We start from the raw sequence: 10,898 nt of genomic DNA, 5'->3' as shown, positions 1-10,898 counted from the left end.
TCTCCGGCGTCTGGAAGGACCTCACCGACAACGTCAACTTCATGGCCGACAACCTGACCTCGCAGGTGCGCAACATCGCGCTCGTGTCGACGGCGGTGGCCCAGGGCGACCTCGGCAAGAAGATCACGGTCGAGGCGAAGGGCGAGATCCTCGAACTCAAGTCGACGATCAACACGATGGTCGACCAGCTCTCCGCCTTCGCCGACGAGGTCACCCGCGTCGCCCGCGAGGTCGGCACCGAGGGCAACCTCGGCGGCCAGGCGCAGGTCCGGGGCGTGTCCGGCGTCTGGAAGGACCTCACGGACAACGTCAACTTCATGGCGTCGAACCTGACCTCCCAGGTCCGCAACATCGCCCAGGTCACCACCGCCGTGGCCCAGGGCGACCTCTCCAAGATGATCTCGGTCGACGCGCGCGGCGAGATCCTGGAGCTGAAGGACACCGTCAACACGATGGTGGAGCAGCTGCGCGGCTTCGCCGACGAGGTGACCCGGGTGGCCCGCGAGGTCGGCACCGACGGCCGGCTCGGCGGGCGTGCAACCGTGCACGGCGTGTCGGGCGTCTGGAAGGACCTGACCGACAACGTCAACTACATGGCGGACAACCTGACTTCTCAAGTGCGGAACATCGCGCAGGTCGCAACGGCCGTGGCCCAGGGCGACCTCTCCAAGAAGATCGACGTCGACGCGCGCGGCGAGATCCTCGAACTGAAGACGACCATCAACACGATGGTCGACACGCTCTCCTCGTTCTCCTCCGAGGTGACCCGCGTGGCCCGCGAGGTGGGCTCCCAGGGCCAGCTGGGCGGCCAGGCCCGGGTCGAGGGCGTGTACGGCACGTGGAAGCGCCTGACGACGAACGTGAACGAGCTGGCGCTGAATCTCACCACGCAGGTCCGCGCGATCGCCGAGGTCGCCTCCGCGGTGACCTCGGGCGACATGTCGCGCTCGATCACGGTGGACGCGCAGGGCGAGGTCGCCGAGCTCAAGGACAACATCAACCTGATGGTGGCCAACCTCCGCGAGACGACCCGCGCGAAGGACTGGCTGGAGTCGAACCTGGCCCGCCTCGCCGCCCTGATGCAGGGCCACCGCGACCTGATGGAGGTCGCCGACCTGATCCTGCGCGAGCTGACGCCGCTGGTGAACGCCCAGTACGGCGCCTTCTTCCTCGCGGAGGAGGACGAGGACGGCACGCGGCAGCCGACGGCCGTGCCGACGAAGGGGCTCGCGTACATCGCGGGGTACGGCTCGGGCTCCGCCTCGGTCATCGACACGGGCGGGATGCCGGTCCACGGCCTCGTGCGGCAGGCGGCCCTGGAGAAGAAGCGGATCCTGGTGGAGGAGGTGCCGCCGGACTACATCAACATCAACAGCGGGCTCGGCGAGGCGGCGCCCGCGTCCGTCGTGATCATCCCGATCCTCTTCGAGGACACGCTCCTCGGCGTGATCGAGCTCGCTTCCTTCTCCCGCTTCTCCGACGTCCACCTGGCGTTCTTCGACCAGTTCGTGAACACCATCGGCGTCGCCATCAACACCATCATCGCCAACTCCCGTACGGAGTCCCTGCTCGGCGAGTCCCAGCGGCTCGCCATCCAGCTCCAGGAGCGCTCGGACGAACTCCAGCGCCAGCAGGCGGAGTTGCAGCGTTCGAACGCCCAACTGGAGGAGAAGGCCGCCCTGTTGGCCACATCCTCGCAGTACAAGTCCGAGTTCCTGGCGAACATGTCGCACGAGCTGCGCACGCCGCTCAACTCCCTGCTGATCCTCGCCCGACTGCTCTCCGACAACCCCGACGGCCATCTCAACGACCAGGAGGTCCAGTTCGCGACGACGATCCACCGCTCGGGATCCGACCTGCTCCAGCTCATCACCGACATCCTCGACCTGTCGAAGATCGAGGCCGGCCGGATGGACGTACGCCCCAAGAAGCTCCCCCTCATCAAGGTCCTCGACTACGTCCACGCGACCTTCCGGCCCCTCACCCTCGACCGCGGCCTCGCCTTCGAGGTGTCGGTCGGCGAGGACGTGCCGCGCGAGATGTTCTCCGACGAGCAGCGGCTCCAGCAGATCCTGCGCAACCTGCTGTCGAACGCGATCAAGTTCACTGCGCAGGGCCGGGTCGAACTGCGGGTCCGCCGGGTCAAGGCCCCCGACGGGGCCCAGCTGGGCGACGGCGACGATCTGCTCGCCTTCGCCGTGACCGATACCGGGATCGGCATCCAGCGCGACAAACTGGCTGTCGTCTTCGAGGCGTTCCAGCAGGCCGACGGCACGACGAACCGCAAGTACGGCGGCACCGGCCTCGGCCTGTCGATCAGCCGGGAGATCGCCGCGCTGCTCGGCGGCCACATCATCGCGGAGAGCGAGCCCGGCGAGGGCTCCACCTTCACGCTGTACGTCCCCGTGCGCTGCCCCGGCCACGAGCTGCCTCCGGGACAGGAGCCGCCCGCGCTGCCGGAGGCGACCCACGTGCCCGCACAGGGCGCCCCCACGGACACGTACGCGGCCCCGCAGCCGCCGGACCAGGAGGACAACTGGCCGGCGACGACGAAGCTGGAGCAGTGGAAGACGGGCCGACCGGGTCAGGTCCTGCCGGGCCGCCGTGTCCTGATCGTCGACGACGACATCCGCAACGTCTTCGCGCTCACCCATGTACTGGGCCGCGTCGGCATGCCGGTCCTGTACGCGGAGAACGGCCGCGAGGGCATCGAGACGCTGGAGAGCCACCCCGATGTCGAACTCGTCCTGATGGACATCATGATGCCCGAGATGGACGGCTACGAGACGATCTCCGTCATTCGCGGTACGCCGAGGTGGGCCGGGCTGCCCATCGTGGCGCTCACCGCCAAGGCCATGCCCGGCGACCGTGAGAAATCGATCGCCAAGGGCGCGAACGACTACGTACCGAAACCGGTTGACGTCGACCAGTTGCTGAACGTCGTGTGCGAGCTACTGGCCCCCGAGGAGACGGACCCGTCCGCCGCCGAGGCTTCCGGTACTCCGGCGACCACTGAGTGAGGCACCGTCATCATGACCACTGCAGAGTCCACTTCGGCGGATCGGGCCAGCATCCTCATCGTCGACGACATGGAGGACAACCTGACAGCCCTCGAAGCCGTCCTGGGGCCGCTCAACGAGCCGCTGGTCAGGGCCCGTTCGGGCGAGGAGGCGATGAAGGCACTGCTGCGCAGGCAGTTCGCCGTCGTCCTTCTGGACATCCGGATGCCCGGCATGGACGGCTTCGAGACGGCGACGAACATCAAGCGCCTCGACCAGACGAAGGACGTCCCGATCATCTTCCTGACCGGCACGGAGGCCGACACCGGCTACGCCTTCCGCGGCTACGCAACCGGCGCGGCGGACTATCTGACCAAGCCGTTCGACCCGTGGGTGCTGCGCGCGAAGGTCACCGTCTTCCTCGACCTGCACCGCAAGAACCGCCAGTTGCAGCGCCTCCTGACGCGCGAACACCGGCAGTTGGACGAGCTCGCGGCCCGCATGACGACGATGGAGCGCCGCCTGGCCGAGGCCGCGGACCCCGACGTACGGGAGCTTCGCCACGACATCGGGGAGATGAAGGAGACGCTGCGGCGGCTGCGCCGGGGGTAGCGCGGCACGGCCGCGGCGTCTCCTCGAACCGTCAGCCCTCGCGGCTGCCGGAGTACATCTCTTCAAGCAGGTCCTTGTACTCCCGCTCGACGACCGGGCGCTTCAGCTTCAGGCTGGGCGTCAGCTCGCCGTGCTCGATGTCGAGGTCGCGCGGCAGCAGCTTGAACTTCTTGATGGTCTGCCAGCGCTGGAGGCCCTCGTTCAGCTCCTTCACGTAGCCCTCGATGAGCCGCACCGTCGCGGGCGCCGCCACTACCTCCGCGTACGAGGCGCCGCTGAGGTCGTTCTCCTTGGCCCATTCCAGGATCGACGGCTCGTCGAGCGAAATGAGCGCCGTGCAGAAGTTCCGGTCGGCGCCGTGCACCAGGATGTTGGAGACGTACGGGCACACGGCCTTGAACTGGCCCTCGACCTCGGCGGGCGCGATGTACTTGCCGCCGGAGGTCTTGATGAGGTCCTTCTTGCGGTCGGTGATCCGCAGGTAGCCGTCGTTGGACAGCTCGCCGATGTCGCCGGTGTGGAACCAGCCGTCGGACTCCAGGACCTCGGCCGTCTTGTCGGGAAGGCCGTGGTAGCCCTCCATGATGCCGGGGCCGCGCAGCAGGATCTCGCCGTCGTCCGCGATCCGCACCTCGGTGCCGGGCAGCGGCTTGCCGACGGTGCCGGTGCGGTAGGCCTCACCGGGGTTCACGAACGAGGCGGCGCTGGACTCGGTGAGCCCGTAGCCCTCCAGGATGTGCACGCCCGCACCGGCGAAGAAGTAGCCGATCTCCGGGGCGAGCGCGGCCGAACCCGACACGCACGCGCGCAGCCGGCCGCCGAAGGCCTCCCGCAGCTTGCCGTAGACCAGGCGGTCGGCGGCCTTGTGCTTCGAGGCGAGCTTGAACGGCACCGAGGCGACGCCCGTGCGGCGGAAGTTGTCCTGGCTGACCTTCGCGTACTCGCGCGCGACGCCGGCCGCCCACTGGAAGATCTTGTACTTGGCGCTGCCGCCGGCCCGCGCCTTGGCGGCGACGCCGTTGTAGACCTTCTCGAAGATGCGCGGCACGGCGGCCATGTACGTCGGCTGCACGACCGGCAGATTCTCGATGATCTTGTCCACGCGGCCGTCGACGGCGGTGACGTGCCCGACCTCGATCTGGCCGGAGGTGAGCACCTTGCCGAAGACGTGCGCGAGCGGCAGCCACAGGTACTGCACGTCCTCGCCGCTGACGAGGCCGGTCGCCGCGATGGCCTTCGCCATGTACGACCAGTTGTCGTGCGGGAGCCGGACGCCCTTGGGGCGGCCGGTGGTGCCGGAGGTGTAGATGAGCGTGGCGAGCTGGTCCTTCTCGATCGCCGCGACCCGCTCGGTGACGACGTCCGGGTTCTTCTCCAGGTACGCGGCGCCGCGCGCCTCCAGGTCCTCCAGGGTGAGCACCCAGCCGTCGGGGTCGGCGGCGTCCGGCTCGACGCCGGTCGCGTCGACCACCACGACGTGCCGCAGCTCGGGCAGCTCGGAGCGGCGGGCCCGCGCCTTGGCGAGCTGCGCGGCGTCCTCCGCGACCAGCACCTTGGACTCGGAGTCGGACAGGATGAACGCCGACTCGTCCTCGTTGGTCTGCGGGTACACGGTCGTGGTCGCCGCGCCCGCGCACATGATGCCGAGGTCGGCGAGTATCCACTCGACGCGGGTCGAGGAGGCGAGCGCCACGCGCTCCTGCGGGCCGATGCCGAGCTCGACCAGGCCCGCGGCGATGGCGTACACGCGCTGCGCGGCCTGCGCCCAGCTCAGCGACTTCCAGTCGTCGGGGCCCGTGCCGGTGGCAGAGGGCACCGGATAGCGGTAGGCCTCGGCGTCCGGTGTCGCCGTCACGCGCTCCAGGAAGAGGTTCGCCACGGAGGGCGGACGGTTCTCGATCAAGGTCTGTGTGTCGCTCACGACGTCCTCCGGGCCCGCGGCAGTGCGGCTTGTTTCAGCGGCTTGTTTAACTGGTGAGTAACCATTGGGCAGTGATCAGGGTAAGGGTCACCCGCCCGCCGCGTAAGGGGCTCCGGCCTCCGACTTCACCCGACTGCGCGCTACGTCCTCACCCCTCACAGGGCTTACACAAAAGCAGGGCCCGGCGGCGCGAACGCCTGCCGGACCCTGTGTGCTCAGTGGCTCACTTCTTGCTCTTGGAGCCGCCGCCGTCGTCACTGGAGAGCACCGCGATGAAGGCTTCCTGCGGCACCTCGACGGAGCCGACCATCTTCATCCGCTTCTTGCCCTCCTTCTGCTTCTCGAGCAGCTTGCGCTTACGGGAGATGTCACCGCCGTAGCACTTGGCGAGGACGTCCTTGCGGATGGCGCGGATGGTCTCGCGGGCGATGACCCGGGAGCCGATCGCCGCCTGCACCGGCACCTCGAAGGCCTGCCGCGGGATCAGCTCGCGCAGCTTGGCGACGAGCCGGACACCGTACGAGTACGCCTGGTCCTTGTGCGTGATGGCGGAGAAGGCGTCGACCTTGTCGCCGTGCAGCAGGATGTCGACCTTGACGAGCTGGGCGGACTGCTCACCGGTGGGCTCGTAGTCGAGCGAGGCGTAGCCGCGGGTCTTTGACTTCAGCTGGTCGAAGAAGTCGAAGACGATCTCGGCGAGCGGCAGCGTGTAGCGGATCTCGACGCGGTCCTCGGAGAGGTAGTCCATGCCGAGCAGCACGCCGCGGCGACCCTGGCACAGCTCCATGATCGAGCCGATGAACTCGGACGGCGCCAGGAGCGTGGCCCGCACGACCGGCTCGTGGACCTCCGCGATCTTCCCCTCGGGGAACTCGCTCGGGTTGGTGACCGTGTGCTCCTCGCCGTCCTCCATGTTCACGCGGTAGACCACGTTGGGGGCGGTGGCGATGAGGTCGAGGCCGAACTCGCGCTCCAGGCGCTCGCGGATCACGTCGAGGTGGAGCAGGCCCAGGAAGCCGACGCGGAAACCGAAGCCGAGCGCGGCCGAGGTCTCCGGCTCGTACGTCAGCGCGGCGTCGTTGAGCTGGAGCTTGTCGAGCGCGTCGCGCAGCTCGGGGTAGTCCGAGCCGTCCAGCGGATACAGGCCCGAGAAGACCATCGGCTTCGGGTCCTTGTAGCCGCCCAGCGGGTCCTCGGCGCCCTTGTTCAGGCTGGTGATGGTGTCACCGACCTTGGACTGCCGGACGTCCTTCACACCGGTGATCAGGTAGCCCACCTCGCCGACCCCGAGCCCGTCGGCCGACGTCATCTCCGGCGAGTTCGTCCCGATCTCGAGCAGCTCGTGCGTCGCGCCGGTCGACATCATCCGGATCCGCTCACGCTTGTTGAGCTGACCGTCGACGACACGGACGTACGTGACGACGCCACGGTACGAGTCGTAGACCGAGTCGAAGATCATCGCGCGCGCCGGGGCGTCCTTGACGCCGACCGGGGCGGGGATGTCCCGGACCACCCTGTCGAGCAGCGCCTCGACGCCCATGCCGGTCTTGGCGGAGACCTTCAGGACGTCCTCGGGGTCGCAGCCGATGAGGTTGGCCAGCTCCTCGCTGAACTTCTCGGGCTGGGCGGCCGGCAGGTCGATCTTGTTGAGGACCGGGATGATCTGGAGGTCGTTCTCCATCGCCAGGTACAGGTTGGCGAGGGTCTGCGCCTCGATGCCCTGGGCGGCGTCGACGAGCAGGATGGTCCCCTCGCACGCGGCGAGCGAGCGCGAGACCTCGTACGTGAAGTCCACGTGGCCCGGCGTGTCGATCATGTTCAGGATGTGGGTACTGCCCTGGTCGGGCCCCTCCGTGGGGGCCCAGGGCAGGCGCACCGCCTGGGACTTGATCGTGATGCCGCGCTCTCGCTCGATGTCCATCCGGTCGAGGTACTGAGCACGCATCTGCCGCTGGTCGACGACACCGGTCAGCTGGAGCATCCGGTCGGCGAGCGTGGACTTGCCGTGGTCGATGTGCGCGATGATGCAGAAATTGCGAATCTGAGCCGGGTCGGTACGGCTCGGCTCGGGCACATTTTTAGGGATCGCGGGCACGCAGGGTCCTGTCTCTTGAGGCCTTCTGCCTCAGGTCGGCCTCGGTTGGGATCAATACGTAGCCTCCATGGTCCCATGAGCGGGGGGCTGCGCTCGGTTTGGGCCGCTTGGACGACGGCTGATACCGTGGGCAGCTGTGTCTCATGCCCTCTCAGCGCGAGGCACGCACTCAGTGACAATCACCGGTACGGGTCCCTCACCGGATCCGTGCCTGAACCTGCAAAGGCTCATTTCGTGGCGAACATCAAGTCCCAGATCAAGCGGATCAAGACCAACGAGAAGGCTCGGCTGCGCAACAAGGCCGTGAAGTCCTCCCTCAAGACCTCGATCCGCAAGGCCCGCGAGGCCGCTGCCTCCGGTGACGTCCAGAAGGCCGTCGAGGCCCAGCGCGTTGCCGCGCGTCAGCTCGACAAGGCCGTCTCCAAGGGCGTCATCCACAAGAACCAGGCCGCCAACAAGAAGTCGGCGCTTGCTTCGAAGGTCGCGTCCATCCAGGCCTGAACCTGACCTGACCTGATCGACCGTCGGCAGGACCCGGGCGGGCCCTCTCATCCGCCCCCGGCCGACACCCAGAGCCCGCACGCGATCTGCGTTCGCCACGCGGGTGCGGGCTCACACCAAGCGTGACCCGAAGCCCCGCCCTTCCCCAGGGCGGGGCTTCGGCGCGTTCTGGCTCTGTTTTTCCAGCCCGTCCGGCGTTTGAGGACACGGCCGAAGGCCGCCAGGGGGGTCTGGGGTCGCAGCCCCCAGGGATGGGACGGGTAGGGGCGGCGGGGACGACCTCTAGCGCCCGCGCGCACGGGCAGCCCGCGCCACGGTCACAACCGCCTTCTCCAACGCATACTCGGGATCGTCCCCGGCCCCCTTGACCCCGGCATCCGCCTCGGCAACGGCCCGCAACGCCACCGCAACCCCATCCGGCGTCCACCCCCGCATCTGCTGCCGCACCCGATCGATCTTCCACGGCGGCATCCCCAACTCCCGCGCAAGATCCGCCGGCCGCCCCCCACGCGCGGACGACAGCTTCCCGATCGCCCGCACCCCCTGGGCCAACGCACTGGTGATCAACACCGGCGCCACTCCGGTCGACAACGACCACCGCAGCGCCTCCAGCGCCTCGGCCACCCGCCCCTCCACGGCCCGGTCGGCCACGGTGAAGCTGGACGCCTCGGCCCGCCCCGTGTAGTACCGCCCGACGACGGCCTCGTCGATGGTCCCCTCGACGTCGGCGGCGAGCTGCGACACCGCGGACGCCAGCTCCCGCAGATCGCTCCCGATGGCATCGACGAGCGCCTGCGAGGCCTCACCGGTGGCAGAGCGCCCGAGCGCCCGGAACTCGGCACGCACGAACGCCAGCCGATCCGCCGGCTTCGTCATCTTGGGGCAGGCGACCTCGCGGGCCCCGGTCTTACGGGCCGCGTCGAGCAGCCCCTTCCCCTTGGCGCCACCGGCGTGCAGCAGCACCAACGTGATCTCTTCGGCCGGGGAGCCGATGTACGCCTTGACGTCCTTGACCGTGTCCGCCGACAGGTCCTGCGCATTGCGTACGACGACGACCTTGCGCTCGGCGAACAGCGAGGGACTGGTCAGCTCGGCCAGCGTCCCCGGCTGCAACTGATCGGGGGTGAGGTCCCGTACATCGGTGTCCGCGTCCGCGGCGCGCGCGGCCGCCACGATCTGCTGCACCGCGCGGTCGAGCAGCAGCTCCTCCTGCCCCACCGCGACGGTGAGGGGAGCGAGCGGTTCGTCGTTTGCACTCTTCCTGGCCATCGCGCCCAAGCATCCCACGCGCCACTGACAACGCCGGGCCCAAGGGACGGCGGCGGGGGTGGGGGCCGGAAGCCGGGGCCGCGAGGGGCGGGCACCGGTGCGAGCCCTACGGCTCCTCGCGCCACCCGTCCCACTCGCCGGCGAACCCGTCCAGCTCCTCGGCGGCCAGCCGCCCGGCGGCGTCCTCGACGACCACCAGCCACTGCGCGTCCTCGGCGTCGTCCTCACCGGCCAGCGCGTCCCGTACGAGCTGGGGCTCCTCGGTCACCCCGAAGCGCTCCCGGAGCGCCTCGGCGGCCTCCTCCGCGGCGTCGCGGTCGGGCAGCACCAGTACGTGTCTCACATTGCTCACGCCACCATTTTCCGGCACGCCGGCTGCGCCGCCGCACGGGGTCAGCCCTTGGGCACGACCTGGATGTCGAGGTCGATGCGGACACTGGAGCCGACGACGGCGATGCCCTTCGCCAGCATGGTCTGCCAGCTCACGGTGAAGTCGTCGCGGTGCAGTTCCGTGCTCGCGCGGCAGGCGGCCCGGGTCTCGCCCTCCATGCCGGTGCCCACGCCCAGGTACTCGGCGTCCAGCGTGACCGTCCGGGTCACGCCGTGCAGCGAGAGCGCCCCGGTGATCGCCCAGCGGCTGCCGCCCTTGTGCGTGAAACGGTCGCTGTAGAACTCCAGCGTCGGGAAGCGCTCGACGTCGAGGAAGTCCGCGGACCTGAGGTGGTCGTCGCGCATCTTCACATTCGTGTCGATGGAGGAGGCGTCGATGACGACATGCATCGCGGAGTCCTCGGCCCGCTCGGCCACCCGCAGCACCCCCGCGAACGTGTTGAACCGGCCGTAGACCCGCGCCATCCCGATGTGCCGCGCCGTGAACCCGACCGATGAGTGCGTCGGCTCGACCTCCCAGTCCCCCGGCGTCGGCAGCGGCGGCGGCGCGGAGACCTGGAGAGTCACGTCCCCGAGCGCCGCCTGCTCGCCCTCGGCCACGGTGATCCCGCCGCGGAACGGCGCGTACCCCTCGGCCGAGACGGCGAGCCGGTACTCCCCCACGGGCACGGTCGCCACGAACGAACCGAACGGGTCGACGCCCCCGCTCACCACCTTGCGCCCCATCGCGTCGCTCACCGAGAACTCGGCGCCGCGCACCGGTTCGCTCACGGCGTCGATGATCCGTCCGCCGAGCACCCCCGCGCCCTGCGGCATCGCCCTCCCCCCGAGGGAACTCGAACCTACTGACCGGTTAGTACGGTTTCTCCGTCGGAGGCCGAACATGCCCTACCCACCCCAGAACGCCTGGACAACTACCTGATCTGCTGCATTCGACAGACATTCGATCATCGTGGGCAGTTTCGAGGCAACATGCGCCCACATGGCAAGAACTCGCCCCTGCGCCCGCTCCGAGGGTGCTAGGGCTTGTCGTTTGGATCAGGCCGGATCAGGGAGCGGGGCCTGGTGCGTGCGATCGCAAGGCGGAGGAGGGAGGCGACGCGGAGCGTCG

Annotated in this window: 8 protein-coding genes; 3 read left to right on the top strand and 5 right to left on the bottom strand. The window is 69.0% G+C overall.

Annotated features, from left to right (window positions below; all coding sequences use genetic code 11):
* Together ACIA8D_RS17295 and ACIA8D_RS17290 are read left to right on the top strand one after the other, a co-directional pair.
* On the top strand, positions 1-3,020 hold a 3,020-nt coding region (locus tag ACIA8D_RS17295; RefSeq protein WP_399232928.1), incomplete at its 5' end, for a HAMP domain-containing protein.
* A gap of 12 nt (positions 3,021-3,032) precedes the next feature.
* The gene (locus tag ACIA8D_RS17290; RefSeq protein WP_399232926.1) at positions 3,033-3,611 is read left to right on the top strand and encodes a two-component system response regulator; all 579 of its coding nucleotides are present in this window, start codon (positions 3,033-3,035) and stop codon (positions 3,609-3,611) included.
* 31 nt (positions 3,612-3,642) lie between these two features.
* On the opposite strand, the gene ACIA8D_RS17285 is transcribed toward ACIA8D_RS17290, so the two are convergent.
* Together ACIA8D_RS17285 and lepA are read right to left on the bottom strand one after the other, a co-directional pair.
* Positions 3,643-5,532, bottom strand: a complete 1,890-nt coding sequence (locus ACIA8D_RS17285) for an AMP-dependent synthetase/ligase (protein ID WP_399232925.1) — start codon at positions 5,530-5,532, stop codon at positions 3,643-3,645.
* Between the two features lie 223 nt (positions 5,533-5,755).
* Positions 5,756-7,627, bottom strand: a complete 1,872-nt coding sequence (gene lepA, locus ACIA8D_RS17280; protein ID WP_399232924.1) for a translation elongation factor 4 — start codon at positions 7,625-7,627, stop codon at positions 5,756-5,758.
* Between the two features lie 234 nt (positions 7,628-7,861).
* Here lepA and rpsT point away from each other — a divergent pair, with 234 nt between their 5' ends.
* The gene (gene rpsT, locus ACIA8D_RS17275) at positions 7,862-8,128 is read left to right on the top strand and encodes a 30S ribosomal protein S20 (protein WP_266719751.1); all 267 of its coding nucleotides are present in this window, start codon (positions 7,862-7,864) and stop codon (positions 8,126-8,128) included.
* 282 nt (positions 8,129-8,410) lie between these two features.
* On the opposite strand, the gene holA is transcribed toward rpsT, so the two are convergent.
* The 3 genes from holA to ACIA8D_RS17260 form a co-directional block, all read right to left on the bottom strand.
* The gene (gene holA / locus ACIA8D_RS17270) at positions 8,411-9,397 is read right to left on the bottom strand and encodes a DNA polymerase III subunit delta (RefSeq protein ID WP_399232922.1); all 987 of its coding nucleotides are present in this window, start codon (positions 9,395-9,397) and stop codon (positions 8,411-8,413) included.
* 106 nt (positions 9,398-9,503) lie between these two features.
* Complete coding sequence (locus ACIA8D_RS17265; RefSeq protein WP_399232920.1) at positions 9,504-9,749, bottom strand: hypothetical protein; 246 nt, start codon at positions 9,747-9,749, stop codon at positions 9,504-9,506.
* A 41-nt stretch (positions 9,750-9,790) separates the two neighbouring features.
* Positions 9,791-10,672, bottom strand: coding sequence for a YceI family protein (locus ACIA8D_RS17260; RefSeq protein WP_399232918.1), 882 nt, complete (start codon positions 10,670-10,672; stop codon positions 9,791-9,793).
* Between the last annotated feature and the right edge of the window lie 226 nt (positions 10,673-10,898).

The organism is Streptomyces sp. NPDC051684 (genome assembly GCF_044453445.1).
GTDB lineage: Bacteria > Actinomycetota > Actinomycetes > Streptomycetales > Streptomycetaceae > Streptomyces.
The sequence above is the reverse complement of the archived record's forward strand: the minus strand, read 5'-3'. Positions and strand labels throughout refer to the sequence as shown.